We start from the raw sequence: 26952 nt of genomic DNA on the forward strand, positions 1-26952 counted from the left end.
CGACTCACCGCGCTGCGACCGCTCAATCGCTGGACATCCCCTCCGCGGAGACGATCGCTACCCTCATCCGTGAGGTCTTGGCGCGAGCGAGCGCGACATCGTCGCGGCAAAGGATGGCGAGGAACTCTCGAGCTCGTGCCACCGTTGCCAGCAGCGATAGCCGAGGGCTCCGGCGGGACCGAGCACGTGGAATCGAGGCGCGGGAGGGGTGTGTCAGCCCTGCGTGCTCGGCACACAGTCGCGCCACCTCCCCAGCGTTGCGATGCACGATCGAGTGCGCGGCGCCCGGGATGGTCACGGCGCGGGCGCTTCTGGCACGGCTGACAATGAGCGCCGTCCATCCCCGCGGGCACACCGCATCGAGCTCTCCCCGAAGGACGAGCACGTCGGCCTCGACATCCGATATGCGCTGCTCCAGGCGGAAGGCGATCATCCGGGGCATGCTCGCGAAGAACGGTCTCAGACCTGTCAGCAGGTAAGACATCACGGCCAAGAGGGCGACCCCGACCGGCTCTTTTGAAGCCGCGAGCGCGAAAGCGAGTGCGACCCGGACTGCAGAGCGTTGCGCGGGAGCGACAACCGGGCTCACGAGTACGAGCCGGGTGAGGTCAGGCCGCCCGGCGGAGAGTTCGGTGACCACCTGGGCACCCATCGAGTGCCCGATGACGACAGGAGCGGCAAGACCCAGTGCGTCGACAGCGGCGCCGACGAGATGCGCGTAGCCGACGATGTCGAGATCGCGCGCGCGGCAGGGGGTGCCAGCGAACCCGGGCAGATCGAGCGCATACACGCTCCCATACGGAAGGAGCCGTGGTGCGAGGCGCTCGAACACGCCGACGCTCATCCCGATGCCGGGCACCAGTACGAAGTCGACGGGGCCGAACCCCCGTACCTCCGAAACACGAGTGTAGGCACCTGGCGGCCCCACTCGCCTGACCCGGACCCGCACATCCCCCAGCGCGTATCGGGGCACGGACGGTCCTGCGGCGGACGGCGTGACCACTCGACGGCGCGGAATCAGTTCACCGCGGTCTGGGCCAGGCCCTCTTCGAGGGCGACCCAGGCGAGCATCGCGCACTTCACGCGGGCGCTGAACTTCGAGACGCCCGAGAGTGCCGCGGCGTCCTCGTAGGTGTCCTCGTCGAGCTCGATCGTGCCGCGGGAGCGCAGCGCCTCACGGAACCCGTCGATCAGCTGGGCTGCCTGCTCGCGCGGCAGGCCGTCCATGAGGTCGACGAGCATGGATGCCGAGGCCTGCGAGATCGAGCAGCCCTGGCCCTCCCACGTGACGTCGCGGATCGTTTGCCCGTCATCGCTCACGCGCACCCGCAGCGTGACCTCGTCGCCGCAGATCGGGTTGCGCTGGTAGCTCGTGCCGCTGTGGTCGTCGGCCTCGGCGAGGCCGAACCCGTGCGGGCGCTTGGAATGGTCGAGGATCAGCTCCTGGTACAGGGACTCGAGGCTCATCAGGCGGCTCCGAAGTAGGAACGGATGCCGCTGGCGGCATCCAGGAATCGATCGACCTCGTCGGGGGTCGTGTACAGCGCGGCGGAGGCGCGCACCGACGCGGTCAACCCGAATCGGCGATGCAGCGGCTGGGCGCAGTGATGGCCGACGCGCACCGCGATCCCCTGGGCGTCGAGGAACTGGCCCGCGTCGTGCGCGTGAACCCCCTCGACGGCGAACGAGGCAAGGCCCACGCGGGGCGCGGCATCCGTATCGCCCAGCAGACGGATGCCGGGAATCTCGCGCAGCCCGTCGCGCATTCGCCGCTCGAGCTCGACCTCGTGTGCGTGCACGGCATCCATTCCGAATGCCTGCAGATAGCGGGCAGCTGCCGCCAGGCCCACCGCCTGCGACACGGGCTGTGTTCCGGCCTCGAAGCGCTGGGGGGATGGGAGGTACTGGGCTTCGTCGAGCGTGACGGTCGTGATCATCGATCCGCCGGTCAGGAACGGCGGCAGGGCGTTGAGCAGTTCGCGCCTGCCGTAGAGTCCGCCGATGCTGTACGGGCCGAGCATCTTGTGTCCGGAGAACACGGCGAAGTCCACGCCGGTCGATGGCATGTCGATGCTCAGGTGGGGCACCGACTGGCAGGCATCCATGACTGTCAGTGCGCCCACGCTCCGGGCGAGGGCGACGAGGTCGTCGATCGGATTGATGATGCCGAGCACGTTCGACACGTGGGGGAAGGCGAGGATGCGGGTGCGCTCGCCGATCAGCTCGCGCGCGGCCGCCATGTCGAGCCGGCCATCGTCGAGCACCGGGATGTGGCGCAGGCGCGCGCCGGTGCGGGCGGCGAGCTCCTGCCACGGGATGAGGTTCGCGTGGTGCTCGGACTCCGTGACGACGATCTCGTCATCCGGACGCAGCGCGAAGCGCCTCGCCGCCTCGCCGCCTCGCCCGAGCGTCGCATTCCCGATGGCGTATGCGATGAGATTGATGCCGGCGGTCGCCCCGGATGTCCACACGAGCTCACCTTCGCCGGCGCCGACGAATGCGGCGACCGCCGCCCGGGCGTCCTCGAAGGCATCCGTCGACTCTGCTGCCAGCGTGTGGGCACCGCGGTGCACGGCGGCGTTGGTGCGGCTCAGGAACTCCACCTCGGCATCGATCACCTGCTGCGGCTTCTGGCTGGTCGCGGCAGAGTCCAGGTATGCGAGCGGGTGGCCGTTCACCTCCTGCGCGAGGAGGGGGAAATCGGCGCGGATGGCGTCGAGATCCAGCGGGGTCACGGCGGGAACGGTCACCCCTCCAGCGTACGCGCCGTGGAGGCGGGCGGTTCGGGGCGCGGGATGCTGCCGCTACAGGTCGGGGCGCTCGAGGCTCGAGTGCTCGGCGTGTTCGAAGTGCTCGACCGGGTCGAACGGGCGCCCGGCGCGTTCTTGACCGGGAAGCGGGCGGGAGCGCCGGCCATAGATGAGTTCGGAGGAGTCGAGCAGCCAGGGCACGAGAGTGATCGAGACGCCGTGGACGAGCATGAGCTGCTGGGCCAGGCGTCGCGCCCGACGGTTGTGCAGCAGCGTCTCCCACCAGTGCCCCACGATGTACTGCGGCAGATAGACGGTGACCACGGCCGAGCCGTGTTTCTCGCGATACCGACGAATGAACTCTGCGACGGGCCCGCCGTAGGTGCGGTACGGCGAGTCGATGATCACGAGCGGCAGCGGGATGCTGTGCTGTGCCCACTCCCGTTGCAGTGCGTCGGCTTCCTGCGGGTCCGTGGCGACATGGAGAGCGATCGTCGTGTCGTGTCGGGCCGCCAGCGCATAGTCGATCGCCTTGGCGACAGGTTTCTGCAGCCGGTTGACCATGACGAGGGCGACATCCCCCGAGGAGCCGAAGTGCACATCGTCGTCCATCCGGATCTCGTGTTCGACGTCGCGGTAGTAGCGATTCACCCCGAGCATGAGGGTCGCGAGGATCGGGATGGCCAGGAAGACGAGCCACGCGCCGTGGGTGAACTTGGTGACGGTCACGATGACGAGCACCGCCGCGGTGAAGGTCGCCCCGGTCGAATTGATGACCAGCCCGGTCAAGGCGCCGCGACGCTCGACCGCCGATGCCGGGTCGCGGCGCGCCTCGATCCGCGTCGTTGCCCGAAGGATGCCGCGCCAGTGGCGCACCATCCCGAGCTGACCGAGCGAGAACGAGACGAAGACACCGATGATGTACAGCTGGATGAGTGTCGTGAGGTTTGCCTGATAGATCACGAGCACGGCGACGGCAGCGAGGCCGAGCACGAGCATCCCGTTGGAGAAGACCAGGCGGTCGCCGCGGGTGTTCAGTGCCTTCGGGGCGTACCCGTCGCGGGCCAGCACGGCACCGAGCAGCGGGAACCCGTTGAACGCGGTGTTGGCCGCCAGCAGCAGCACGAGCGCGGTGGCCGCCTGGATGATGTAGAACGGCACCGAGCCCATGCCGAAGGTTGCGGCGGCGACCTGTGCCATGAGGCTCGGCTGCGGCTGGTTCTCGCAGTCGAACCCGATGAGCGTGCAGGGGTCTTCGGCGTAGTGGACGCCGGCGACCAGCGCGATGGTCGTGAGGCCCGCGAACAGGAAGATCGCGATCCCGCCCATCATCGTGAGCGTCAGCTGCGCGTTGCGCACCTTGGGTCGGCGGAACGCGGGCACGCCGTTGGAGACCGCCTCGACGCCGGTGAGGGCGGAGCAGCCGCTCGAGAAGGCCCGCAGCACCAGCAGGATGACGGCGGCCTGCGTGAGGCTCTCGGCTTGCACGGCGAACTCCGCCGACGACGCCACGGGTGGGTCGCCGAGCGCGGTGCGCACGAGACCGGCACCGATCATGATCACCACCGACGTGATGAACACGTACGTGGGGATCGCGAACACGAGCGAGGCCTCGCGCACGCCGCGCAGATTGATCAGCACGATGACAATGACGAACCCGACGGCCATCTCGACGCGCGCGGGATCGAGGAAGGGCAACGCCGAGATGATGTTGTCCACCCCGGAGGCGACCGAGACGGCCACGGTGAGGACGTAGTCCACCAGCAGCGCCGCGGCGACCACGACACCGGGCACCTCTCCGAGATTGGTGCGCGCGACCTCGTAGTCGCCGCCCCCCGAGGGGTACGCCTTGATGAGTTGCCGGTAGCTGAGCACGACCACTGTCAGCAGGATGACGACGGCGGCGGCGATCCACGGCGAGAACGCGAGAAACGCGAGACCGCCGGTCAACAGGATCATCAGCAGTTCCTGCGGCGCATAGGCTACCGACGACAGGGCGTCCGAGGCGAAGATCGGCAGGGCCATCTTCTTGGCGAGGAGGTGCTCGTCCATTGCGTCGGACGACAACGGCTCGCCCAGCAGGATGCGTTTGGCTGCAGGAGTCTCGGGCAGGGCGGGATCACGCCCCTCGGTGGTCACGGCGGGCGAGATTACGCCTGTTGCGTCGCCTGCGCAAGATCCGGCTCACGCGCGGCCCCGCGTGCCACGTCAGTGGGTCAGTCGCCCGCGAGCCACACCGTCTGATCGGGGGAAAGGATGCCGCTTGCCACGGGTCCGCTCGAGACGACGACGGTGCCGCCGGGGAGGGGGACCGGCTCCGTGCCGACGTTCGCGACGACGGTGATGGACCCGTTGCGGAACGCCACGACATGCTCCGGCAGGCTGTCGATCCACTCCAGCTGCCCGGCCCCCAGCCCCCGCGCGCGCCGTTCAGCCAGGAGAGTCTTGTACAGCGTCAGCGTGGAGTCGGGGTCGTCGCGTTGGACGTCCCGGGCGAACGCCGCCCACTGGGTGGGCTGCGGCAGCCACGACTCGCCAGTGTCGTTGAATCCGTAGGAGGGGCCATCCGCGGTCCAGGGAAGGGGCACGCGGCATCCGTCACGGCCGTAGCGCTCGCCGTGGGTGCGGAACCATGTGGGGTCCTGGCGCGCTGAGTCGGGCAGGTCGATGACCTCGGGAAGACCCAACTCCTCGCCCTGGTAGAGGTAGGCGGAGCCGGGCAGGGCGAGCATCAGCGTCGTCGCGGCGCGGGCGCGGCGCAGACCGACGACGGGGTCGGGTTTGCCGGGCGTTCTCGGGCCGATGCCGTAGCCCTGCGGGTTCTCGACGGTCAGTGCGAGGCGCGACGCGTGGCGGACGACGTCGTGGTTGGACAGCACCCACGTGCTCGGTGCGCCCACGGCGCCGAAGCCCGCGAGCGAGTCGGCGATGACCAGCCGCAGCTTCTGGGCATCCCACGGCGTCTCGAGGTATTCGAAGTTGAACGCCTGATGCATCTCGTCGGGGCGCACCCACAGCGCGGTCTGCGCCACCGAGGGCAGCCACGCCTCCGCGCACAGCGCGCGGTCGCCGTCGTATTCGGCCAGCAGTTCGTGCCAGTCGCGGTAGATCTCGTGCACGCCATCCTGCCCCCAGTACGGCACCGCAGTCTCGCCGCCGCCCATGGAGCCGGCGTCGGTGGGCGGCGTGTAGTCGGGTAGCCCCTCCTTCTTCACGAGGCCGTGCGCGACATCCACGCGGAAGCCGTCGACGCCACGGTCGAGCCAGAATCGCAGGATGCGGCGGAACTCCTGGCGCACCTCGTCGTTGGTCCAGTCGAAGTCGGGCTGCGAGGTGTCGAACAGGTGCAGGTACCACTGGCCCGGCGTGCCGTCGGCCTCGGTGACCCGGGTCCAGGCCGGCCCGCCGAACACGGACTCCCAGTTGTTGGGAGGCTCCTCGCCCTGCGGGCCCTTGCCGTCACGGAAGATGTAGCGGGCGCGCTCGGGGCTGCCCGGTGCCGCCGCGAGCGCGTTGCGGAACCACACGTGCTGGTCGGACGAGTGGTTCGGGACGAGGTCGACGATGACACGGATGCCGCGCGCATGCGCCTGCGCGAGCATCTCGTCGAAGTCGGCGAGCGTGCCGAAGATCGGGTCGACGTCGCAGTAGTCCGACACGTCGTAGCCGGCATCCTTCTGCGGCGAGCGCTGGAATGGGCTCAGCCAGATGGCGTCGACACCGAGCGCAGAGAGGTCGTTGAGGCGGGAGGTCACTCCGGGGAGGTCTCCGATGCCGTCACCGGAGCGATCGGCGAAGGAACGGGGGTAGATCTGGTAGATGACGGCGGTGCGCCACCACTCGCTGCCGGGTGCCTCGGGAGAACTCACGCCGTCCACCGTATCCTGAGCCCGTGCCCGCGAACCCTGAGCTCACTCGTGCCGAGTCGCTGATACGTGCCATCCCCGACTATCCCGAGCCGGGGGTGCTGTTCCGCGACATCACTCCGTTGCTGGCGGATGCCGCGGGCCTGCGCGCGGTCATCGGCGCTCTCATCGAACCCTTCGCGGGCGGATTCGATCTGGTCGCGGGGGTCGAGGCGCGCGGGTTCCTGCTCGCGGGCGCGGCGGCGACGGCATCGGGGACCGGTCTTGTGCCGATCCGTAAGGCGGGAAAGCTCCCCCGGCCCGCGGCATCCGTCGCTTACGCCCTCGAGTACGGTCAGGCTGTCATCGAAGCGCACGACGACATCCCGGTCGGGGCGCGTGTGCTGCTGATCGACGACGTTCTGGCCACCGGGGGAACCCTTGCCGCCGCCCGCGATCTGGTGACGCAGCTGGGCGGGCAGGTCGCGGGAATCTCTGTGCTCATGGAGCTCGACGCCCTCGGGGGCCGCAGGCTCGTCGGCGATGCGCACGCCGTCTTCCACGGCTGAGGGTTCGGCCGTCGGGCCTAGAGGATGCCGGCGCCGAGGTTGATGGGGCTGCCATCGATGTTGCCGACGATGCCGCGGATGATGTCGCTGCCGTCGGTGCCGCGCAGGCTCTCGTACCAGGCATCCGTCGCGGCCGGGTCGAACGCGTGCGTCTCGTGCGCGCGCTTGCGGGCTCGCGAGACGAGCTCCCCCGCGCGAGTGGTGCGGCTCTTCTCGTAGCGGCGCAGGCTGTCTTCGACCGAGATCGTGTTGGTCGACAGGGCGATCGCGAGCGCGAAGGTGTCCTCGAGGGCCGAGCAGGCGCCCTGTCCGATGTCGGGTGCGGTGTTGTGGGCGGCATCCCCGAGGATCGCGACGCGTCCCTTGACCCAGGTGTGGAACGGGTCGATGTCCCAGATCTCGACCCGGTTCAAGGAGACCTCGGGGTCGATCGCCGCCAGCAGCGCCTGCACGCCCGGAGCCCAGCCGCCGAACGCCTCCCGCAACGGGGCGATGCCGTCGGCGCGGTCGTAGGGCAGGCCCGCGGGCTGGGGGATGTCGACGAAGAAGTAGAAGCGGTCGCCGGCGACCGGCATGACGGCGCAGCGCTTTCCCTCGCCGACGTACGTCGTCCACTGGGTCGCGGGGCCGATCGCGGGGTCCTGGGCCACCAGTCCGTTGAAGTTCGTGTAGCCCGAGTAGACGCGCTCGATGCCACCGCCGGTGACGTGATCGCGCACCATCGATCGGGCACCGTCCGCGCCGATCACGAGGTCGGCGGTGTCGGTCGAGCCGTCCTCGAAGGTCACCGTGACCGTCTCGCCGTCATCCCGGATGCCGACAGCGGTGCATCCGAGGTGGATCCGCTCCGGCCCGAACCGCTCCATGAGCAGGGCCTGCAGGTCGGCGCGCGCGACGGGGTAGGGGCGTTGGCCGGTCTGCGCCGTGATGGGTTCGAGCGAGAACTGGCACATGATCTCGCCGGTGCGCCCCTCGAGGTAGGCCATGTCGTCCATGCGTCCGCCGAGGGCCGCGACCTCGTCCGCAAGCCCCAGCCAGTTGAGCACCTTGACACCGTTCGACCACAGCGACAGCGCCGCCCCGACGGGCTTGTTCTCGCGCATCCGGTCGTAGATGACGACCTCGTGACCGAGCCGCTGCAGCGCGATCCCGGCGCTTGCTCCGCCGATCCCGGCGCCGATGATGACGATTTTCATGTGGTGAACATTAGGGATGTCGTGTCACGACCGCGTTACGAGCCGGCGCGCGTCGGGTCTCAGCTGCCACGGTAGGTCGAGTAGGCGAACGGGCTCAGCAGCAGCGGCACGTGATAGTGCCGGTCGTCACGGATGCGGAAGGTCACGGTCGCCTCCGGGTAGAAGCTGTCCACGCCCTGCGCATCGAAGTACGCGCCGGTCGCGAAGGTCAGCGCGTAGTCCCCGGGGGCGAGAAGGTCAGGCCCGAGGGCGAGGCGGCCATCGGCATCCGTCTGGCCCGCCGCGATCTGGTCGCCGGATGCCGCCCTGAGCGACACCGCGACGCCGGCTGCCGGGATGCCGCGGGCCGCATCGAGCACGTGGGTGGTCAGGTGGGTCATGCGGAGTCTCCCTCGGGATCGGTCTCGGACGCGTCCGTCACGCTCGTGCGCAGGCGCAGCAGCGCGATCTGTCGCAGCTGCTCGATCGCCTCGCGCGCCTCGGTCTCGTCGTCGTTGCCGAGGCGCCGCTCCAGCTCGGCGAGCATCTCCTCGGGCGAGCGGCCGGCGGCCCGGATCAGGAACACCCGGCCGAACCGCTCCTCGTAGGCGGCGTTACCCGCGGCGATCCGTGCGGCGACGTCGGCGGCGGCATCCGTCATCGCGGCCTGCTCGCGCCGGGAGGCGTCGGCCTCGGCCCCGGCTCCGCCGGGGCGCTCGCCGATGCGGGGGTGATGCGCGAGGGCCGCGTCGAGGTCGGCGCGGGTCCAGTCCCCGGCGGCTGCAGCGGCGGATGCCTCGAGCTCGGCCGCGCTCGCGTAGGGCCGCCCGGCGACCACGCCGCCCACCCACGCCGGAATCGCCGCCCACACCCCGACGATCTCGGTCGCTTCGGCGGGACTCAGGTCGTTGAACGCGCGCACATCCATGGGCATCACCGTAACGTCTCGAATGTGTCCAGAATGTTGACAGAGGTAACATGCGAGAAATGCGGGCGTCCTACCGTGGCGGCATGACCGCCGCGTCCACCATCGCCTCCGAGCGCGTCTTCGTCGACGGGAGCTTCCGTCCGGCGACGGTGCACGTCGAGGAGGGTCGTATCGCCGCGGTCGGTCCGTTCGACCCGGATGCCGCGCTCATCCTTCCCGCCCACCTCGTGCTGCTCCCGGGACTGGTCGACTCCCATGTGCATCTCGACGAACCCGGACGCACCGCCTGGGAGGGCTTCGAAACAGGCACCGCCGCTGCGGCCGCGGGCGGCATTGCGACGGTGGTCGACATGCCGCTGAACTCCGTCCCCGTCACCACGACCGTCGAGGCGCTCGCCGCCAAGCGCGCGGCGACGGCCGGCAAGCTCGCCGTCGATCTCGCGTACTGGGGCGGGGCCGTGCCCGAGAACCGCGGCGGACTCGCCGACCTCGCCGCCGCGGGCGTCGTCGGATTCAAGTGCTTCCTCTCGCCGTCCGGCATCGACGAGTTCGGCCACCTCGATCCGGAGGGCCTCGAGGCGGCACTCGCCGAGATCGCGGCTTTTGACGGCCTGCTCATCGTCCACGCCGAAGACCCCGCGCACCTGCACCCGCCGGCAACGCCGGACGGCGCGCTCGGCCCGCGCTATGCCGATTTCCTCGCCTCGCGCCCGGGCGTGAGCGAGGCATCCGCCATCGCGCAGGTCATCGAGGCCGCTGGTCGCACCGGCGCGCGCGCCCACATCGTGCACGTCTCGGATGCCGAGAGCCTCGACCTTGTGCGCGACGCCAAGGCCGCCGGCGTGCGCCTGACCGTCGAGACCTGCCCGCACTACCTCACCCTGCGCGCCGAGGACCTGCCCGACGGGTCGGGAACGGTCAAGTGCTGCCCGCCGGTGCGTGACGGCGCCAATCAGGACCTGCTGTGGGCGGGACTGCTGGACGGCACGATCGACGCCGTCGTGAGCGACCACTCGCCTGCCACCCGGGAGCTCAAGGAGCGCGAGGACGGCGATCTGGGGCTCGCGTGGGGCGGTATCTCGGGTCTGCAGACCGGACTGCGTGCGGTCTGGACTGAGGCGTCGCGCCGCGGCATCCCGCTCGAGACGGTGCTGCCGTGGCTCACGACCGGCCCCGCCCGCATCGCGGGGCTGCACGGGCTCGGCGAGATCGCCGCCGGCCACCCCGCGCACCTGGTCGCGTTCGATCCGGATGCCGAAGCCTTGGTCGACGCCGAGACGCTCGAGTACCGCAACAAGCTCTCGCCGTGGCACGGCGCCCGTCTTCGTGGTGTGGTGGACACGACCTGGGTGCACGGTGAGGTGGCCTGGAACGCCGAGGTCGGCATCCGTGCCCGCGTCGGCCGTGAGATTCTGGCCGTGCACCCCGCTCTGGCCGTGCACTCCGCCCCGACCGTTCCCGCCGCTTCGGACGAAGGAGCCCGATGACCCCGTTCCCCATCCTGCAGCCGGGCATCGGCGAGATCCCCGGCGAGCACTACCTGCCCTCCACCCCCGACACCGTGATGTGGGGTCGGCTGCCGTGTGCGACCGATGCGCCCGTGCTCACGATCGCGTCGGGCCAGACCGTCACGATCGACACCGTCAGTCATGAGGGCATCCTCGACGACCACGGCACCGACCCGCGGGCCTATTTCGGGGGCCATGGCGTGCCCGAGGATGCCGTGCTGCGCGACGCGGTCGAGATCGCGGCATCGGTCACTCGCGGCGCGGACGACGGACCTCACGTGGTCACCGGTCCCATCCGCGTGACGGATGCCGCACCCGGCGACCTGCTGAAGATCACCGTCGTCTCCCTCGCCCCGCGCGTGCCGTACGGGGTGATCTCGAACCGTCACGGCAAGGGCGCCCTCGTCGGCGAGCTTCCCCGCGATGCCCGCAACGTCAGCGTCTTCACCCCGGTCGAGCAGCGCGCCGCGGGCCTGGTCGGTGTGCTCCCGGTCACCGAGGGCGGGCCTGGCGCGATCGAGTTCCCGCTCGATCCGTTCCTGGGGATCATGGGCGTCGCCGTGGCCGATGACGAACGCCCCCACTCGGTGCCGCCCGGTGCGCACGGCGGCAACATCGACATCAAGCTGCTGACCGAAGGGTCGGTGCTCTACCTGCCCGTGCAGGTGCCCGGCGCGCTGGCCTACGTCGGCGACCCGCACTTCGCCCAGGGCGACGGGGAGGTCGCTCTCACCGCACTGGAGGCATCCCTGCGCGCGACCCTGCGCTTCGAGGTCGTGCCCAAGGATGTCGCGCTCGCCGAGTTCGGCGAACTCGCGGGACCCCTCGTCCGCACCGACGAGTACCTCGTGCCGACGGGTATGGACCGTGACCTCGACATCGCGATGCGCAACTGCGTGCGCGCCGCCGTCGACCTCATCGAGGCGCGCTGGGGACTGGACGAGCACATCGCCTACGCGTACCTGTCGGCGGCGACCGACTTCGACATCTCCCAGGTCGTCGACATCGTCTGCGGCGTCCACGCCCGGATCCGTGAGGCCGACTTCTCGGGGGTCGATCGTGACTGAACCGGCGGGCGGCACTCCCAGCGGCATCCCGGACGGCATCCCGGCTGACTTGTTCACGGCGTTCGACGCGTACGAACGGGCGATCCTCGCCAACGACCTCGACGCCCTGGATGCCGCATTCGCGCCGGGCTCAGAGACTCTGCGTGCCGACGCCGCCGGTCTGCTCGTCGGCCACGACGCGATCAGCGCGTTCCGGTCGCTGCGCGGCGGAGTCGGGGCCCGGACGATCGAGCGGCTCGAGTACCGCCCGCTGGGACCGGATGTCGCGCTGCTGGTCGCGGTCTCGCGCTACGCCGCAGGCGGCACGGGGATCCAGACGCAGGTGTGGCAGCGCCTCGACGGGCGCTGGCTCATCACCGCCGCGCACGTCACGCCGCGCACCCCCGCGATGGACCGGTCGATCTGGCGCAACGTCGGTGAGCCGCTGTGGCAGGGCGCCTGGCAGGGCCCACTGGCCGGACTGACCGTCGCCGTGAAAGACCTGTTCGCGCTCACCGGCTACCGCATCGGTGCCGGGAACCCGACGCACCTCAACAGTGCACGAGCCGAGACGACGACAGCTCCCGCGCTGACCGACCTGCTGCGCGCGGGGGCGTCGGTGCGGGGCATCGCCCGCACCGACGAGTTCGCCTACTCGATCGCCGGCGACAACGTCCACTACGGCACCCCGCCCAATGTCGCTCTCCCCGGAGCGCTGCCGGGCGGCTCCTCCAGCGGCGTGGCCAGCGCCGTTGCCGCCGGCCACGCCGACATCGGCTTGGCCACCGACACGGCCGGGTCGATCCGGGTCCCCGCCTCGTACCAGGGGCTGTGGGGGCTGCGCACGACGCACGGTCTCGTGCCGCGGCAGGGTGTGCTCCCCCTCGCGCAGAGCTTCGACACCGTCGGGTGGCTCACCCGCGACGGGGCCACGCTGCAGCGCGTCGCGGACTGGTGCCTGAGCTACGACGGCTCCGCCTCGACCGAGAGCGTCTACGGCGAGTCCGACGAAGACCTGCCGTGGCGCTTCCTCGTTCCCGACGAGATCCTCGACGCCGCCGACCCGGCGACCCGGGCGGCTTTCGACGCACTGCTCGTGCGCCTCGCGGCATCCGATCACCCGCCACGACTCGCGCGGGTTTCGCTTGGCGACCTCGACGAGTATTACGAGCCGTTCCGCACCGTGCAGGGCGCGGAGGCCTGGCGCAACCACTCCGCGTGGCTGCGCGAACACCCGGGTGCTGTCGGTCCGGCGGTCGCCGAGCGCTTCCGCATCGCCTCGGAGGTGACCGCGGAGGCGGAGGCATCCGCACGTGACAGGCTCGAGCCGCTGCGCGAGCACGTCGCGCAGCTCGTGCGCGACGCCGTCCTGCTGCTGCCGACGGTGCCGGGGCCCGCCCCGGCGCGCACCGGCGACCCCGCCGCCGTCGACCGGACTCGTCAGGCGACGCTGCGCATGACCACCCCCGCCGCCGTGGCCGGCGTGCCGGCGGTGTCGGTTCCGCTTCTGACCGTGCCCTCCCCGCTCGGCGCCGCACCCGTCGGAGTCTGCCTCGTGTCGCGCGCCGGCACCGACATCGCCCTCGTGCGCACCGCACGCCGCCTCGCCGCCCTCGTCCCCCCGCGACTGAACGACGCTCACTCCCACGAAGGACACCCGCTCTCATGACCGTCGCCGCTCTGCCCGGACCGATCGATCCGCCTCGTCGCCTGCTCATGGGGCCCGGCCCCATCGACGCCTACCCGAGCGTGCTGCGAGCCCTGTCGGCACCGTTGACCGGGCAGTACGACCCGTTCATGACGGCGACGATGACCGAGACTCAGGAGCTGTACCGCGGCGTGTGGGGCACCGCGAACGACGCGACCGTCGTCGTCGACGGCACCTCGCGCGCCGGGATCGAGGCGGCGATCGTCTCGCTCGTGCGCCCCGGCGATCGCGTGCTCGTGCCGATCTTCGGCCGGTTCGGGCATCTGCTGGCCGAGATCTCCGAGCGTGCCATGGCCGAGGTGCACACGATCCACACCGACTGGGGGCAGGTGTTCACGACCGCCGCGATCGAGGAGGCGATCGTGCGCGTGAAGCCGACGCTGCTCGCGATCGTGCAGGGCGACACCTCCACGACGATGCTGCAGCCGCTCGACGAGATCGGTGAACTGTGCCGCCGCCACGGCGTGCTGTTCTACACCGACGCCACCGCATCCCTCGGCGGCAACCCGTTCGAGGCCGACCAGTGGGGACTGGATGCCGCGACCGCGGGACTCCAGAAATGCCTCGGCGGTCCCTCGGGGGCGGCGCCGATCACCCTGAGCGACCGTGCCGTCGAGGTCGTGACGGCACGCAAGAAGATCGAGGCGGGCATCCGTGAGCCCGGCGACCCGTCGGCGCCCGACTTCGTGCGCTCGAACTACTTCGACCTCGGGATGATCCTCGACTACTGGGGGCCGCGCCGGCTGAACCACCACACCGAGGCGGCGTCGATGCTCTACGCCGCGCGGGAGTGCGCGCGGCTCCTGCTGCTCGAAGGGCGCGAGGCCGTCATCGAACGGCACCGGGTCGCGGGCGAGGCGATGCTTGCCGGCGTGCAGGCGCTCGGGCTCGAGGTCTTCGGCGACGTCGCGCACAAGATGACCAACATCGTTGCCGTCGCGATTCCCGACGGGGTACCGGGAGATGCCGCGCGAGCGGCGCTGCTCGAGGACTTCGGCATCGAGATCGGCACCTCCTTCGGCCCGCTGGCGGGCAAGGTGTGGCGCATCGGCACGATGGGCTACAACGCCCGCCGCGACGCCGTGCTCACGACGCTCGCCGCGCTCGAGACCGTCCTGCGCCGCTTCGGCGTAGCAGTCCCGGCGGGCGGCGGAGTCGAGGCGGCGACCGACGCCTACGCGGGGGCTTGATATGCCCCTGCTGCAGGCAGGCCCTGACCGCATCGCCGCCGCCGCGCGCCGCGTCATGATGCGCTGCGACGAGCTGGCGGGGGTGACCGCTGCGCCCGGCTCGATCGAGCGCGTGTACCTGTCGCCCGAACATGCGCGGGTGAACCGGCTCGCGGCGGCCTGGATGCGCGAGGCCGGGCTGCGCTCGTGGCAGGATGCCGCCGGCAACCAGCTCGGGCGGATCGAGCGGACCGTCGATCCCGACCCTGCGGCGCCGGCCCTGATGATCGGCTCGCACCTGGACACCGTGATCGACGCGGGCCGGTTCGACGGCATCCTGGGTGTGCTCATGGCCCTCGAGGTCGTGCGCCTGCTGCGCGATCCCGGGTCGGAAACGGCATCCGTCCCCCTGCCGTTCGCGATCGAGGTCGTCGCCTTCTCGGACGAGGAGGGAACGCGGTTCGGTAAGGCGCTGCTTGGGTCGTCGGCACTCGCCGGCACCTGGGACGCCGACTGGTGGGAACTCACCGATCAGCACGGCGTGACGCTGCGGCAGGCGTTCCGCGAGTTCGGATTGGATCCTGGCCGTGTCGGCGAGGCGGGGCGCCGGCCGGAGCAGCTCGTCGGCTACCTCGAGGCCCACATCGAGCAAGGTCCCGAGCTCGATCGCGCCGGATCCCCGTTGGCGGTGGTCAGCTCGATCGCGAGCGCTCGACGCTTCCAGGTGACGGTTGAGGGCGAAGCCCGCCACGCCGGCGGGACTCCCTACGACATGCGCCACGACGCCTTGCTCGGGGCGAGCGAGGCCGCGCTCGCGGTCGAGCGGATCTGCGCCGCCGAGCACCACATCGTCGGTACGGTCGGCCAGTTCGAGGCCTTCCCCGGTGCGGTGAACGTCATCCCGGGCGAGGCGGTGTTCAGTCTCGACCTGCGCGGCGAGCTCGACGAGACCCGTGACCGCGTGTGGGACCGGCTCGGTCGCGAGCTCGACGCCATCATGGGCCGCCGCGGGCTGCGCTGGCGGGCCGTCGAGGTGCACAACGCGCCAGCCGTCGCCTGCGCACCGCTGCTGCGCGATGTCGTCGCGGAGGGGATCGCCGCCACCGTCGGGCTCGATGCCCCCGAGACCCGGTCGGTGTCACACGCGGTGCCCACGATCTTCAGTCGCGCCGGCCACGACGCGATGGCGGTCGGCGCGATCACCGACGTCGGGATGCTGTTCCTGCGCAACCCCGACGGCGTGAGCCATCACCCCGACGAGGCGGTGTCGGCCGCCGACGTCGCTCTCGGCATCCGTGCCCTGACCGAAGCCGTTCTGCAGCTGGCCCACGCCGCCCGCCCGTAACCAGGAGCCCCCATGACCTCACTGCTCGTCATCAACGCCCGACTCCTCACCGTCGCCGCCGGCGCCGAAGACCTCGGCTACCTCGACGAGGGGTGGATGCTCGTCGAGGACGGGCTCATCGCCGCGACCGGTTCCGGCAAGCCGCCGGCCGGCACCACGGCCGACGAGACTCTCGACGTCGCGGGTTCGTTCGTCGCCCCCGGCTTCGTCTCGAGCCACTCCCACCTGTTCACGAGCGGCCTGCGCGGGCTCGGCGTCAGCGAGACCCTCTACGGCTGGTGCGACTCGATGCTCGGGTTCACCTCGCACATGACCCCCGACGACATGTACTGGTCGACCCTGCACGGGTCGCTGGACTTCCTCGCCAACGGGGTTACGACGGCCTACAACTTCACCGACCCGCTGCAGGCGTGGGAGTCGATGGTCGACGGTAAGCGCCTCGGCGGCAACGCGCCGCTGCGACCGGTCGAGTACCACACGCGTCAGGCCGACGGATGCCGCGATGCCGGCATCCGGTTCGTCGACGCGATCGGGATGGACGTCTCCACCGGTACGGATGACGAGATCTTCGACCGCTTCGCTGCCGAGGTCTCCCATACCCGCGCCCTCGACCCGCGCCTCGCGCTCGGCGTCTCGATCATGGGCCAGGTGCAGTGGTCGCCGCGTACCGAGGCCGCCGAGCTCGAGGTCGAGGCGATGCGCCGGTTCGGCGTCACGAACCAGGCGCACTTCCTCGAGTCGCCCGAGGCGGTGCCGCTGCAGCAGGCGAAATTCGCGATGTACCGGGATGCCGGTGCCCTCGGCCCCGACATGATGTTCGGCCACTTCATCCAGACGACCCCCGAGATCATCCAGGCCACCGCCGAGGGCGGCGCGTCGATGTCGTGGCAGCCCGCCTCGAACGGGCGTCTCGCGTCGGGGGTCGCTCTGGTCCCCGAGATGCTCGATCTCGGCATCCGTGTCGGGATGGGCCTCGACGACCAGGCCTGTACCGACATCGCCGACCCGTGGGGCAACATGCGTGCGGGCATCTTCATGCAGCGGGCCCGCACGAAGGACCCGCTGTCGATGACGCCCGAGACCGTCCTTCGGCTGCACACCCTCGGGGGTGCTGAGATCCTGGGCGTCGCCGACCGGGTCGGCAGCCTCGAGGTGGGCAAGTTCGCCGACTTCGTCGTCGTCGACCCGCGGACGCCGGATGTCGGCCCGCTGTGGCATCCGGTGCGCAGCTACGTCCTGTCGATGAGCCTGCGCAACCTCCGCCAGGTCTACGTCGGCGGGGTGCTCGCCAGCGAGAACGGTGTCTCGACGAACCCGCTCGCTACCGAGGCGTCAGCCCGGATCCATGCCGACCTGCCCGCCCGCGCCGCGCAGTTCGGCCACCCGCGCTGAGCTGACCCGGCCTATCTCGACGCGCAGGGGACGCACATCGTCGCCATCGGCAGGGCCTCCAGCCGCGCGGCCGGGATCGGCGAGCCGCAGCGGGCGCAGATGCCGTAGGTGCCCGCGTCGAGGCGAGCGAGCGCCTCGACCACCGCGGCCCGCTCCCGCAGCGCGCCCTCGCGAAGAGCCTCGACCCGCTGCCATTCGCCCGACAGTGTCGAGCCCTCGGGATCGTGCTCGTCGTCGGCGGTGGCATCGGCGCGGTCGGCGCGCAGCGATGCGGCATCCGCATCCAACCGGGCAAGCTGATCCTCCAGCGCACGCAGGCGCTCGGTCAGCACGGTCCGGTCCACGCCCCGAGCGTACGCCGAGCACGGGACGCCGCGGCCTCGCGCGGCGCCGCGGCTGCCGAGCCGCAATCTCGGGGAAACACCCGGATGATAGGCAGGAGACCGGGAGGTGCGCATGCGAGAGATCCTCGATCCGGCAGCGACGTGGGTCGCGGAGGCGCGACCGTTCGCGCTCGCGGTGCTCGTGGCGGCGCGGGCGAGTTCCCCGCGCGAGCTCGGTGCCGCGATGATCGTGGATGCCGAGGGCTCCGTGTTCGGCAACGTCTCGGCTGGCTGCGTCGATGGCGCGGTGCACGATCTGTGCCTCGAGGCCATCGCGTCGGGACGGTCGACGCGCACCCGCTACGGCATCTCGGACGAGACCGCCTTCGAGGCGGGACTGAGCTGCGGCGGCATCATCGACGTCCTGGTCATCCCGATCCTGCCCGGCACGGACGGGGCGGCGGTGCTCGCCGACCTCCACGCCGCGATCGTGCGGCGCGAGCCCTGCGCTCTCGGCGTCGTCATCGACGGGCCCGGCGCCGGCGATCTCGTTCTCACGCGCGAGCGCGAGCACGCGGATGCGGCGATCCGGCCCGCCCTCGCCGCGGACCTCGAGCGGCTCCGCGCCGATGCTCACCCCATCACCCTGCGATACGGGACCGATGCCGACGCTCTCGAGGTGCTCGGCCTTCCGTTCCCGCACGCGCCGCGGCTGATCATCATCGGCGCCGTCGAGTTCTCCGTCGCCCTGAGCCGGCTGGGTGCGGCATCCGGGTTCGAGGTCACCGTGTGCGATCCCCGCGACGCCTTCGCGGCGCCCGCGCGCTTCCCCGACGCGCACGACGTCGTGCACGAGTGGCCCCACGACTACCTCGCACGCACACCCATCGAGACGCGCACCGCGATCTGCATCCTCACCCATGATTCGCGATTCGACGTGCCCGCCCTCGCGATCGCGCTGCGCAGCCCCGCCGGCTACGTCGGTGCGATGGGCAGTCGCCGCACCCACGAGGATCGCGTGCGCCGCCTCCGGGAGGCGGGGGTGACGGATGCCGAGACCGCGCACCTGCGCTCCCCCATCGGACTGGCCCTCGGCGGTCGTACCCCTGAAGAGACGGCGCTGTCGATCCTCGCCGAGATCGTCATGGTCCGCGCCGGCGGCCAGGGGCTGCCGCTTCGGGAGACGACCGGCCCCGTCCACCCGGCGGAGCGCGCCGATCACGACGATCTGTCTCCGATGGTGGGCGAGTCGTGCGGTGTCCGTGAGCAGGCGGACATTCGACCGATTCGGTAACGCGGACGAAACAGTCCGGCGAGTGTTCATGAAATCTACATCTCCTACGGTCGGTGGAGACGGCGCGGAGAGTCCCGTAGTCGCGCGTCATTGAGTGTCCCACCCCCCACCCGTGATCAGGAGACGCAGCACATGACATTCCTTTCCTCTCGAATCGCGCGCCGGTCCGCCATGGCCGTCGCCGCCGTCGCCGTGTCGGCGCTCGCGCTCAGCGCCTGCGCCAGCGGCGGCGAGTCGACCCCGGCCGAGTCCACCAGCGGCGAGGCCATGGAGGGCTTCGGCGAGCTCGCCGTGCAGCTCAGCTGGATCAAGAACGAGGAGTTCGCCGGCGACTTCTTCGCCCTCGAGAACGGCTACTACGAGGAGGCCGGCTTCAGCGAGGTCATCATGACCCCCGGACCGTCCACCGGCGCCGCTGAGCTCATCTCCGGTACGGCCGACATCGCGTTCTCGGATGCCGTGTCGATCGGCTCGGTCGTCGCGGCGGAAGGCGCGCCGCTGAAGATCATCGGCTCGGTCTACCAGAAGAACCCGTTCACGATCCTCTCGCTCGCAGACGGCGGCAACATCACGACGCCCGAAGACCTCAAGGGCAAGAAGATCGGCGTGCAGGACTCGAACACCGCGCTGTTCAAGGCGCTCCTAGCCGCCAACGGCATCGACGAGTCCGAGCTGGAGATCGTTCCCGTGCAGTACGACCCGGCTCCGCTGACCAACGGCGAGGTCGATGGGTTCATGGCCTACCTGACCAACGAGTCGATCACCGTGGCCGCCGCGGGCTTCGAGGTCGCGAACCTCCCCTTCGCCGACAACGGTCTGCCGTTCGTGGCCGAGACCATCACGACGACGGATGAGCTCATCGCGAGCAGCCGCGAGATGCTCAAGGCCTACCTGGTCGCCGAGATCAAGGGCTGGACCGACGCGGTCAACGACCCCGAAGAGGGCGCGCGGCTCGCGTACGAGGTGTACGGCGCTGACCTCGACCTGATCCCCGAGAACTCGATCGCCGGCTCGATCGCGCAGTCCGAGCAGCTCGTCGTCTCGCCGGACACCGAGGAGTTCGGGCTGTTCTGGGTCACTCCGGAGCTGCAGGAAGCGACCATCGCGAGCCTCGCCGGTGCCGGTATCGAGCTCGAGGCAGCCGACCTGTTCGACCTGTCGCTGCTCGAAGAGGTCTACGCCGAAAACCCCGACCTGGTCGCCTACGCGGGCTGATCAGACGAACCGAGGAGACGCCATCGTGACCGAACCCGCCGCATCCGGTTCTGTTCTCACGACGGGCTCTGCCGAGTCCGGTGCCCAGGGCGAGTCCCTGGGCACCGGCCTGCAGATCTCCGGTCTGAACAAGGTCTTCACCACCGGCCGCAAGACCGTCACCGCCCTGCAGGATGCCAACCTGCACACCGAACAGGGCACCTTCCTGTCGCTGCTGGGGCCGTCGGGATGCGGCAAGTCGACGATCCTGCGCATCCTCGCGGGCCTCGAACAGCCCACCAGTGGCACGACCCGGGTCGATGGCAAGAGCCCGAAGGAGTTGCGCAAAGAGAACAAGCTCGGCATCGCCTTCCAGGACTCCGCGCTTCTGCCGTGGCGCAGCGTGATGTCCAACATCCGTCTGCCGTTCGAGATCGCCGGGCGCTCTGTCGACAAGGCGTACGTCGACGAGATGATCGCCCTGGTCGGGCTCAAGGGTTTCGAGAAGGCAAAGCCCGCTCAGCTGTCGGGCGGCATGCGCCAACGCGTCTCGATCGCGCGGTCGCTCATCATGAAGCCCGAGGTCCTGTTGTTCGATGAGCCGTTCGGCGCCCTCGACGACATGACCCGGCAGAAGCTCAATCTCGAACTGCTGCGCATCTGGACCGAGAAGCCCGCCACGACACTGCTGGTGACGCACGGCATCTCGGAGGCGATCTTCCTCTCCGACCAGGTCGCGGTCATGAGCCCGCGGCCCGGCCGGGTCAAGGAGGTCATGACGATCGACCTGCCGCGGCCGCGGACCCCCGAGATGATGCGCACCCCCGAGTTCCACGCCTACGTCGACCAGGCCTCCGAGCTGCTGTTCGGGGCCGGAGGAGCCGCGGCGGATGACCACTGACACCACGCGCACTCGCGCGATCGAGTGGGAGGACTTCCGCCTCCCCCCGTGGCTGATCGGGGTGATCGGCGGCATCGGGATCATCCTCCTGTGGTGGATCCTCGCGGCGACCGTGTTCTCGAACGTCGGGCCCTCCGGCGCCCAGGCGATCCCGACCCCGTTCCAGGTCGTGGCCACCGTCATCGAGACGGGGCCGCAGTACTACCTCAACAACTTCGCCGTGACCCTCGCCGAAGCAGGGATCGGGTACCTGTGGGGCAACGGACTCGCGCTGCTGCTGTCGGCCTTCGTGCTCATCGTGCCGCGGCTGGAGGGCGTCGCGATGCAGCTCGCGATCCTCACCTATTGCGTGCCGATCGTCGCGATCGGGATGCTCGCGGTCGTCGTGATCACCCCGCCCAAGGTCGGGGAGCCCAGCGGCACGGCGATCCTGCTCGCTGCCCTCTCGGTGTTCTTCACGACCGTCGTGGGGGCGCTGCTCGGCCTCAAGTCGGCGGACAAGGCGAGCCTTGACCTGGTCACCGTATACGGCGGGACGAAGTTCACCCAGCTCGTGAAGGTCCGTCTCATCGCGGCGCTCCCCGCCACCCTCAGTGCTCTGCAGATCGCGGTACCCGCCGCGTTTCTCGGCGCCGTGCTCGGGGAGTTCTTCGGAAAGATCGAGGTCGGTGTCGGCCTCGCGATGATCCTCGCCCAGCAGTCGTCCAACGGCCCGCAAGTGTGGGCACTCGCGCTGCTGTCCGGCGCGGTCGCACTGCTCGGTTTCGCCGCGGTCGGGTGGATCGCCAAGGCGATCGCCCCCTGGTCGAAGGGAGCCTGACGATGGCCACCGTGATGACGTCACAGCCTTCCGCCACCACACCGACGGGAGCAGGAGCCGAGACCAAGCTCGCCGCGAATCTTCGTGCCCAGTCCACCCGCGCCGCGCTTCGCGCCCTCGGCTGGTCGAGTCTCACGTTCGTTCTCACTCTTGTCGCGGTTCTCGGGATCTGGGTCGGCCTGCTCTGGGCGCTCCAGTTGTCTCCCCTGATCGCCAAGGGGCCGATCGACGTCTGGAATTACCTGTTCACGGTGCCTGCTGCCGAGACCAACCGCGCGACGCTCATGGGCAACCTCATGGTGACGCTCGGTGACGCGGCGATCGGCTTCATCGCCGGTCTTGTCGTCGCGCTTCTGGCGGCGATCGCGTTCGAGCTGAACAAGGGCATCGAGCACGCGCTGATGCCGGTCGCGATGCTGCTACGGTCGGTTCCCCTGATCGCGATGGCACCGGTCATCATCCTCATCTTCGGTCGCGACTTCTGGACGGTCGCCGTCATCGGCGGCATCGTCGTGCTCTTCCCGGCACTCGTGAACATCTCGTTCGGGCTCAAGTCCGCGCCGCCCCAGATGAACGACCTGGTAGACGTCTACGGTGGGGGCGCGCTGACCAAGCTCCGCAAGGTCGCCTTCCCCTCGTCGCTTCCCGCGTTCTTCGCCGCCGTGCGCATCTCGGTTCCGGGTGCGATCACGGGTGCGCTGTTGGCGGAGTGGTTGGCTGTCGGCGGCGGGATCGGCGGGTCGATCGGCGGATTCATCCCGCAGGCGCAGTTCGCGGCACTCTGGGCATCCGTCGTGGCGGTCACCGCCGCCTCGCTCGTGCTCTACAACCTCATTCAGATCGTCGAGGATGTCGTGCTGGCCCGCATGGCGATGCACCCGCAGAAGGGCGTGTGAGCGCACCATGGCACCATCCGAGCTGGCGAGCTTTGCCCGCGGGCTTCCCAAGGCCGAACTGCACCTGCACCTGGAGGGCACGCTCGAGCCCGACATGATGTTCGCTCTTGCGCAGCGCAACGGTCTGACCCTGCCCTACAGCGACATCGCGGCGGTGAAGGCTGCCTACGACTTCACCGACCTGACGAGCTTCCTCGCGGTGTACTACCCGGCAATGGCCGTGCTGCAGACCGCGGATGACTTCCACGACCTTGCGTGGGCATACCTCCGCACGGCGAAGGAGCAGGGCGTCGTTCACGCTGAGCTGTTCTTCGATCCGCAGGCTCACACCGGACGCGGCATCCCGTTTGCGACGGTGATCGGTGGCTACCGCCGCGCCATCGTGCGCGCTCAGGCCGAGCTCGGAATCTCCGCCGAGCTCATCCTGTGCTTCCTGCGTGACCTCTCGGCCGAGCACGCGATGTCGACGCTGCTCGAGGCGCTGCCCTACCGCCACTGGATCATCGGGGTGGGGCTCGACTCGGACGAGCGCGACAACCCACCGGCGAAGTTCGCCGCCGTCTTCGAACGGGCGCGCGCCGAAGGGTTCCTGGTCACGATGCACTGCGACATCGACCAGCCCGGCTCGATCGACCACCTCCGTCAGGCGCTGGAGTTCGGCGTCGACCGGATCGACCACGGCACCAATCTCGTCGAAGATCCCGACCTCGTCGCCACGGTGCTCGAGCGCGGTATCGGCCTCACGTGCTGCCCGGTGTCGAACTCGTTCGTCACCGAGCAGATGAAATCCGATGAGATCGTGTCGCTCCTGCGGGCAGGAGTTCGCGTGACCATCAACTCCGACGACCCCGCCTACTTCGGCGGTTACGTCGGCGACAACTATGTCGCTCTCGCCGAGCAGGCCGGGCTTTCGGCATCCGATCTCGTGGAACTTGCGCGCAACTCGTTCCACGCCTCGTGGCTCACCCCCGCGCGCCGGGCCGCCTATCTTGCGCAGGTCGACGAGTACGCTCGCGCCGGAGGGGTACGCTCGGCCGCATGAGCGTGCCCGACGGTCTCGACGAGCGTGCCGCAGGCGCTCGCCTGGGAAGCCACATCCGGATGCTGCGCAAGACCCGCGGGCTGACGCTGGTGCAACTGGCCGAGCGCACCGAGCTCTCGCATCCCTTCCTCAGTCAGCTCGAGCGGGGGCTCGCGCAACCGAGTCTGGGCTCGCTGCGGCGGATCGCTCTCGCCCTCGAGACCAGCCCGATCGAGCTCATCGCCGCCGCTGACACACCCGATGAGTCCGGGTCCTTCGTCGAGGTCAGTCGCCCCGGCGAGGGCGAGATCCCCGACGGGTTCGCCTCGGGGACGGCGCGGATGCTGGCGCAGCGCGCGCGGACGTTCCACCCGATGGAGGTTGTCTCCGACAGCCTCGAACCGGGCGAGCGATTCGTCCACGCCGAAGACGAGTTCCTCTACGTGATCGAGGGGCACGTGCGGATCGAACTGGGCGATCAGACGTGCGATCTGGACCCGGGGGCATCCGTCTACTACACCGGCGGCACCACGCACCGGTGGTGGTCGGCGGACGGGCAGCCCTACCGTCTGCTCGTGGTGAAGCAGGTTCCGGGACGCACGGCGCCGCGGGCCTCGGGAGAGGAAGACGCATGATCTCGTACGTCGACTATCTGCGGTTACTGCCCAAGACCGAGCTGCACTGTCACTTCGCGTCGACGATGAGCGCGGACCTGTTCATCGAGCTTGCCGCGAAACACGGTGTCGAGCTGCCCACGACCGATCCGGAGGAGCTGTTCGACTTCGCGCACCTCGTCGACTTCCTCGTGGCATTCCGTTATGCGCATGATGTGCTGCGCGACCCGGAGGACTTCGAGCGTGTGGCCTATGACGGTGTTGCCGAGGCCGTCGCCGACGGCAACCTGCGCTACCGCGAGTACTACGTCAACCCGCAGTACTTCGCCGAGCGGGGGCTGTCGTACCCCGAGGTGATCGACCCGATCATCGCGGGTCTCGCGCGCGCGGAGCGTGACTTCGGCGTCGGATTCCGGGTGGTCGTCGCGATCAATCGGCGTGCGGGCGCGGACGACGCCGTCGAGCTCGTCCGCGAGATGATCGCGCATCCGCGGCCCGAGGTCGTGGGTCTCGGACAGGACGACCTCACCCCCGAGAACACTGAGGATCCGGCGCGTTTCGCCGAGGCATACGCGCTTGCCCGGGCGCACGGGTTCCTGCTGACCGCCCACGTCGGCGAGACCGATCACGCGACCCCGGATGCCGTGCGCGTCGCGATCGAGGAACTCGGGTGCGACCGCCTCGACCACGGCTACCGCATCGTCGACGATCCCGCCATCGTGGCCCTTGCCCGCGAGCGGGGGATCGGCTTCGCGGCGACCCCTCTGTCGACGACGATCTGCTCGGGGTGGGAGATCACCCCGGAGCACCGCATCCGTCGCATGATCGACGCGGGCCTTGCCGTGAACGTGTCGACCGACGACGCGATGTTCTTCCGCACCGACATCGGCCGGGAGTACACCGAGGGGCTGCGACTCATGGGCGTGACTCCTGACGAGGCCAAGCGCATCGCGCTGAACGGCATCGACGCGGCGTTCTGCGACGAGGCGCAGAAGGAGCGGCTGCGCGCCGAGTTCCGGGGCGCGTTCCTCGCGCTGGATGCCGCCCTCGACCCCGAGCGCCGGCCCGCGTGAGACCGGCGCTCCCGGTTCAGGCCGCCCAGCGGATCGACGAGGCCTGGTCGTTCATGGCGTTTCCGACATACGAGGAGTTCGTGTAGTAGCCGTACGAGGCGCCGCCGTAGGAGGTGTTCGCGAAGATCGCCGTCCGGCACCATCCGTTCACCAGACCCAGATCGGCCGTCGAGGGCCATGCCCGCCTCCCACACCACCAGCGAGTTCGGATCCACCGCGGGGGAGAATAGGACGCGTTTGACAGTCGCGCGTCGGAGGGAGCATCGGGTGGTCGATTCCACGCAGGCGTTCTCCAGCGCGTGGGGTCGCCGGTCGGGCGACTACTCCCGGGACGACACCGCCCTGCTGGATCGGCTCCGGTCGGGTGACGACTCGGCGCTGAGCGCCCTGCACGAGCGGCACGTGCGGGTCGTGTACGGCGTGGTCGTCGATCGGCTCGGCGCAGAACCGGAGGCGCAGGAGGTCACGCACGATGTCTTCCTGACGCTGTGGCGCAAGAGCCGACGGATCACGCTCGCCGGCACCTCCTGCCTGCCGTGGTTGCTCGTCACCGCCGATTCCCTTGCCAGGGGGCTGGCGCGCACCGACATACCGCGCCGCAGGCAGCGCGCTCGCCGGACAGTCCCCGGGCCGGATGCCTCACATGACGCCGCGGAGGGTCGTCGGTCGGACGGCTGGCGCGAGGCGCAGCGAATCATGGCCACCTTTCCGTGGGCCGATCGCGAGGTTCTCCGCCTCTGTACCGAAGAGGGACTCAGCTATCGACAGGCCGCCCGCCGAGTGCGGGATGTCCTCGCGGAGCGGAGCGGGCGATGACGGCAAGGGAGCCGGATTACGACCGGATGCGGGCAGCGCTCATGGAGGACGTGCGACGACTGCGGGCGCGGTCTCGGGTGCGCAAGAAGGTCGGTGCGTTCGTGGGCGCCGGGGTGTTGGTCGCCGCGACCACGGCGGGGACGCTTCTCGCGTTGGCCTCCGCGGAGTTGCGTCAGAACTCCGCCTCGTGCTTCGAATCGGCATCCGTGGACAGTGTTGTGCAGCAGGTGGGCGATCCGTCGGCGGGTGGAGGCGACCGGGTCGCCCGAGCGATCGACCTGTGCGCATCCGTCTGGAGCATCGGGTTGCTCGGTGCGGGCCTGGACGCGCCGCCGCCGAACGATGGACGGACCTACCCGGTGCCCGACCTGTTCGTCTGCGTGCAGCGCGACGACACGCTCGCGGTCTTCCCGCAGACCGACGGCGTCACATGCGAGGACCTCGGCCTCCGGCCGCCGGACTGAGCCGTTGCGATCGGCATCCGTGCGTGTTGCGTGGCGAGGCCGAGCCCGAGTCAATCCGTTCGGTGGCACTGACGCGCACGCGACAGGGATGCCGCGCACTT

At 69.9% G+C, this 26952-nt stretch carries 27 protein-coding genes; 17 read left to right on the forward strand and 10 right to left on the reverse strand.

The window, feature by feature from the left end:
• Nucleotides 1–22 precede the first annotated feature (22 nt).
• The 5 genes from AC3ENO_RS09300 to AC3ENO_RS09320 form a co-directional block, all read right to left on the reverse strand.
• Nucleotides 23–859: an alpha/beta fold hydrolase gene (locus tag AC3ENO_RS09300; protein ID WP_434970347.1), complete on the reverse strand. Its 837-nt coding sequence runs from the start codon at nucleotides 857–859 to the stop codon at nucleotides 23–25.
• Nucleotides 860–1017: 158 nt separating this feature from the next.
• Nucleotides 1018–1467, reverse strand: a complete 450-nt coding sequence (sufU, locus tag AC3ENO_RS09305) for a Fe-S cluster assembly sulfur transfer protein SufU (protein ID WP_434970348.1) — start codon at nucleotides 1465–1467, stop codon at nucleotides 1018–1020.
• A complete protein-coding gene (locus AC3ENO_RS09310; RefSeq protein WP_434970349.1) occupies nucleotides 1467–2750 on the reverse strand; it encodes a SufS family cysteine desulfurase in 1284 nt (427 codons plus the stop codon). The genes sufU and AC3ENO_RS09310 overlap by 1 nt, the downstream gene beginning before the upstream one ends.
• 54 nt (nucleotides 2751–2804) lie before the next feature.
• The gene (locus AC3ENO_RS09315) at nucleotides 2805–4901 is read right to left on the reverse strand and encodes an APC family permease (protein ID WP_434970492.1); all 2097 of its coding nucleotides are present in this window, start codon (nucleotides 4899–4901) and stop codon (nucleotides 2805–2807) included.
• A gap of 65 nt (nucleotides 4902–4966) precedes the next feature.
• Nucleotides 4967–6619: a glycoside hydrolase family 13 protein gene (locus AC3ENO_RS09320; protein WP_434970350.1), complete on the reverse strand. Its 1653-nt coding sequence runs from the start codon at nucleotides 6617–6619 to the stop codon at nucleotides 4967–4969.
• 23 nt (nucleotides 6620–6642) lie between these two features.
• Between AC3ENO_RS09320 and AC3ENO_RS09325 the strand changes: the two genes are divergently transcribed.
• Nucleotides 6643–7164 carry an adenine phosphoribosyltransferase gene (locus tag AC3ENO_RS09325; protein WP_434970351.1) on the forward strand — a complete coding sequence of 174 codons (522 nt, stop codon included), beginning with the start codon at nucleotides 6643–6645 and terminating at the stop codon, nucleotides 7162–7164.
• Between the two features lie 17 nt (nucleotides 7165–7181).
• Here the strand turns inward: AC3ENO_RS09325 and hpxO are convergent, their stop codons facing one another.
• From hpxO to uraD, 3 genes are read right to left on the reverse strand one after another with little or no spacing between them, the layout of a single operon-like run.
• Nucleotides 7182–8360 (reverse strand): FAD-dependent urate hydroxylase HpxO, encoded by a 1179-nt coding sequence (hpxO, locus tag AC3ENO_RS09330; protein ID WP_434970352.1) that lies wholly within the window; start codon nucleotides 8358–8360, stop codon nucleotides 7182–7184.
• 59 nt (nucleotides 8361–8419) lie between these two features.
• Nucleotides 8420–8740 (reverse strand): hydroxyisourate hydrolase, encoded by a 321-nt coding sequence (gene uraH / locus AC3ENO_RS09335; RefSeq protein ID WP_434970353.1) that lies wholly within the window; start codon nucleotides 8738–8740, stop codon nucleotides 8420–8422.
• On the reverse strand, nucleotides 8737–9267 hold the full coding sequence (gene uraD, locus AC3ENO_RS09340; protein WP_434970354.1) for a 2-oxo-4-hydroxy-4-carboxy-5-ureidoimidazoline decarboxylase: 531 nt from the start codon (nucleotides 9265–9267) through the stop codon (nucleotides 8737–8739). The genes uraH and uraD overlap by 4 nt, the downstream gene beginning before the upstream one ends.
• Nucleotides 9268–9350: 83 nt before the next feature.
• Here uraD and allB point away from each other — a divergent pair, with 83 nt between their 5' ends.
• Genes allB through AC3ENO_RS09370 form a run of 6 tightly spaced genes read left to right on the forward strand, consistent with a single transcriptional unit; the run spans nucleotide 9351 to nucleotide 17435 of the window.
• Nucleotides 9351–10754 (forward strand): allantoinase AllB, encoded by a 1404-nt coding sequence (gene allB, locus AC3ENO_RS09345; RefSeq protein ID WP_434970355.1) that lies wholly within the window; start codon nucleotides 9351–9353, stop codon nucleotides 10752–10754.
• The gene (locus AC3ENO_RS09350) at nucleotides 10751–11842 is read left to right on the forward strand and encodes an acetamidase/formamidase family protein (protein WP_434970356.1); all 1092 of its coding nucleotides are present in this window, start codon (nucleotides 10751–10753) and stop codon (nucleotides 11840–11842) included. Before allB ends, AC3ENO_RS09350 begins: the two co-directional genes overlap by 4 nt.
• A complete protein-coding gene (locus AC3ENO_RS09355) occupies nucleotides 11835–13490 on the forward strand; it encodes an AtzH-like domain-containing protein (RefSeq protein WP_434970357.1) in 1656 nt (551 codons plus the stop codon). The genes AC3ENO_RS09350 and AC3ENO_RS09355 overlap by 8 nt, the downstream gene beginning before the upstream one ends.
• Nucleotides 13487–14719, forward strand: a complete 1233-nt coding sequence (locus AC3ENO_RS09360) for a pyridoxal-phosphate-dependent aminotransferase family protein (RefSeq protein WP_434970358.1) — start codon at nucleotides 13487–13489, stop codon at nucleotides 14717–14719. The genes AC3ENO_RS09355 and AC3ENO_RS09360 overlap by 4 nt, the downstream gene beginning before the upstream one ends.
• 1 nt (nucleotide 14720) lies before the next feature.
• Nucleotides 14721–16043 carry an allantoate amidohydrolase gene (locus tag AC3ENO_RS09365; RefSeq protein WP_434970359.1) on the forward strand — a complete coding sequence of 441 codons (1323 nt, stop codon included), beginning with the start codon at nucleotides 14721–14723 and terminating at the stop codon, nucleotides 16041–16043.
• A gap of 12 nt (nucleotides 16044–16055) precedes the next feature.
• Nucleotides 16056–17435, forward strand: a complete 1380-nt coding sequence (locus tag AC3ENO_RS09370) for an amidohydrolase family protein (RefSeq protein ID WP_434970360.1) — start codon at nucleotides 16056–16058, stop codon at nucleotides 17433–17435.
• Between the two features lie 11 nt (nucleotides 17436–17446).
• Here the strand turns inward: AC3ENO_RS09370 and AC3ENO_RS09375 are convergent, their stop codons facing one another.
• Entirely contained in the window at nucleotides 17447–17779 is a 333-nt protein-coding gene (locus tag AC3ENO_RS09375) for a TraR/DksA family transcriptional regulator (RefSeq protein WP_434970361.1), read from the reverse strand.
• 112 nt (nucleotides 17780–17891) lie between these two features.
• Between AC3ENO_RS09375 and AC3ENO_RS09380 the strand changes: the two genes are divergently transcribed.
• From AC3ENO_RS09380 to add, 8 genes are all read left to right on the forward strand, one after another.
• Nucleotides 17892–19052, forward strand: coding sequence for an XdhC family protein (locus tag AC3ENO_RS09380; protein ID WP_434970362.1), 1161 nt, complete (start codon nucleotides 17892–17894; stop codon nucleotides 19050–19052).
• Between the two features lie 132 nt (nucleotides 19053–19184).
• Nucleotides 19185–20267 (forward strand): ABC transporter substrate-binding protein, encoded by a 1083-nt coding sequence (locus tag AC3ENO_RS09385; protein ID WP_434970363.1) that lies wholly within the window; start codon nucleotides 19185–19187, stop codon nucleotides 20265–20267.
• A 97-nt stretch (nucleotides 20268–20364) separates the two neighbouring features.
• Nucleotides 20365–21147, forward strand: coding sequence for an ABC transporter ATP-binding protein (locus tag AC3ENO_RS09390; RefSeq protein WP_434970493.1), 783 nt, complete (start codon nucleotides 20365–20367; stop codon nucleotides 21145–21147).
• Nucleotides 21137–21967, forward strand: coding sequence for an ABC transporter permease (locus AC3ENO_RS09395; RefSeq protein ID WP_434970364.1), 831 nt, complete (start codon nucleotides 21137–21139; stop codon nucleotides 21965–21967). Before AC3ENO_RS09390 ends, AC3ENO_RS09395 begins: the two co-directional genes overlap by 11 nt.
• 2 nt (nucleotides 21968–21969) lie before the next feature.
• The gene (locus AC3ENO_RS09400) at nucleotides 21970–22863 is read left to right on the forward strand and encodes an ABC transporter permease (protein WP_434970365.1); all 894 of its coding nucleotides are present in this window, start codon (nucleotides 21970–21972) and stop codon (nucleotides 22861–22863) included.
• A 7-nt stretch (nucleotides 22864–22870) separates the two neighbouring features.
• Nucleotides 22871–23905, forward strand: a complete 1035-nt coding sequence (locus AC3ENO_RS09405) for an adenosine deaminase (protein ID WP_434970366.1) — start codon at nucleotides 22871–22873, stop codon at nucleotides 23903–23905.
• Entirely contained in the window at nucleotides 23902–24519 is a 618-nt protein-coding gene (locus AC3ENO_RS09410) for a helix-turn-helix domain-containing protein (protein ID WP_434970367.1), read from the forward strand. Before AC3ENO_RS09405 ends, AC3ENO_RS09410 begins: the two co-directional genes overlap by 4 nt.
• Nucleotides 24516–25571 carry an adenosine deaminase gene (add, locus tag AC3ENO_RS09415; protein WP_434970368.1) on the forward strand — a complete coding sequence of 352 codons (1056 nt, stop codon included), beginning with the start codon at nucleotides 24516–24518 and terminating at the stop codon, nucleotides 25569–25571. Before AC3ENO_RS09410 ends, add begins: the two co-directional genes overlap by 4 nt.
• A gap of 16 nt (nucleotides 25572–25587) precedes the next feature.
• Here add and AC3ENO_RS09420 read toward each other — a convergent pair whose 3' ends face one another.
• The gene (locus tag AC3ENO_RS09420; RefSeq protein WP_434970369.1) at nucleotides 25588–25722 is read right to left on the reverse strand and encodes a hypothetical protein; all 135 of its coding nucleotides are present in this window, start codon (nucleotides 25720–25722) and stop codon (nucleotides 25588–25590) included.
• A gap of 116 nt (nucleotides 25723–25838) precedes the next feature.
• On the opposite strand from AC3ENO_RS09420, the gene AC3ENO_RS09425 reads away from it, so the two are divergent.
• On the forward strand, nucleotides 25839–26387 hold the full coding sequence (locus AC3ENO_RS09425) for an RNA polymerase sigma factor (protein WP_434970370.1): 549 nt from the start codon (nucleotides 25839–25841) through the stop codon (nucleotides 26385–26387).
• Entirely contained in the window at nucleotides 26384–26851 is a 468-nt protein-coding gene (locus AC3ENO_RS09430) for a hypothetical protein (RefSeq protein ID WP_434970371.1), read from the forward strand. Before AC3ENO_RS09425 ends, AC3ENO_RS09430 begins: the two co-directional genes overlap by 4 nt.
• Nucleotides 26852–26952 lie beyond the last annotated feature (101 nt).

Source organism: Microbacterium sp. bgisy207 (assembly GCF_057706855.1).

What these genes read in the sequence shown, in the direction of transcription:
- sufU (WP_434970348.1), bottom strand. Translation starts at nt 1,467, where the DNA reads ATGAGCCTCGAGTCCCTGTACCAGGAGCTGATCCTCGACCATTCCAAG.
- hpxO (WP_434970352.1), bottom strand. Translation starts at nt 8,360, where the DNA reads ATGAAAATCGTCATCATCGGCGCCGGGATCGGCGGAGCAAGCGCCGGG.
- uraH (WP_434970353.1), bottom strand. Translation starts at nt 8,740, where the DNA reads ATGACCCACCTGACCACCCACGTGCTCGATGCGGCCCGCGGCATCCCG.
- uraD (WP_434970354.1), bottom strand. Translation starts at nt 9,267, where the DNA reads ATGGATGTGCGCGCGTTCAACGACCTGAGTCCCGCCGAAGCGACCGAG.
- allB (WP_434970355.1), top strand. Translation starts at nt 9,351, where the DNA reads ATGACCGCCGCGTCCACCATCGCCTCCGAGCGCGTCTTCGTCGACGGG.
- AC3ENO_RS09350 (WP_434970356.1), top strand. Translation starts at nt 10,751, where the DNA reads ATGACCCCGTTCCCCATCCTGCAGCCGGGCATCGGCGAGATCCCCGGC.
- AC3ENO_RS09360 (WP_434970358.1), top strand. Translation starts at nt 13,487, where the DNA reads ATGACCGTCGCCGCTCTGCCCGGACCGATCGATCCGCCTCGTCGCCTG.
- AC3ENO_RS09365 (WP_434970359.1), top strand. Translation starts at nt 14,721, where the DNA reads ATGCCCCTGCTGCAGGCAGGCCCTGACCGCATCGCCGCCGCCGCGCGC.
- AC3ENO_RS09370 (WP_434970360.1), top strand. Translation starts at nt 16,056, where the DNA reads ATGACCTCACTGCTCGTCATCAACGCCCGACTCCTCACCGTCGCCGCC.
- AC3ENO_RS09380 (WP_434970362.1), top strand. Translation starts at nt 17,892, where the DNA reads ATGCGAGAGATCCTCGATCCGGCAGCGACGTGGGTCGCGGAGGCGCGA.
- AC3ENO_RS09385 (WP_434970363.1), top strand. Translation starts at nt 19,185, where the DNA reads ATGACATTCCTTTCCTCTCGAATCGCGCGCCGGTCCGCCATGGCCGTC.
- AC3ENO_RS09395 (WP_434970364.1), top strand. Translation starts at nt 21,137, where the DNA reads ATGACCACTGACACCACGCGCACTCGCGCGATCGAGTGGGAGGACTTC.
- AC3ENO_RS09400 (WP_434970365.1), top strand. Translation starts at nt 21,970, where the DNA reads ATGGCCACCGTGATGACGTCACAGCCTTCCGCCACCACACCGACGGGA.
- AC3ENO_RS09405 (WP_434970366.1), top strand. Translation starts at nt 22,871, where the DNA reads ATGGCACCATCCGAGCTGGCGAGCTTTGCCCGCGGGCTTCCCAAGGCC.
- AC3ENO_RS09410 (WP_434970367.1), top strand. Translation starts at nt 23,902, where the DNA reads ATGAGCGTGCCCGACGGTCTCGACGAGCGTGCCGCAGGCGCTCGCCTG.
- add (WP_434970368.1), top strand. Translation starts at nt 24,516, where the DNA reads ATGATCTCGTACGTCGACTATCTGCGGTTACTGCCCAAGACCGAGCTG.
- AC3ENO_RS09430 (WP_434970371.1), top strand. Translation starts at nt 26,384, where the DNA reads ATGACGGCAAGGGAGCCGGATTACGACCGGATGCGGGCAGCGCTCATG.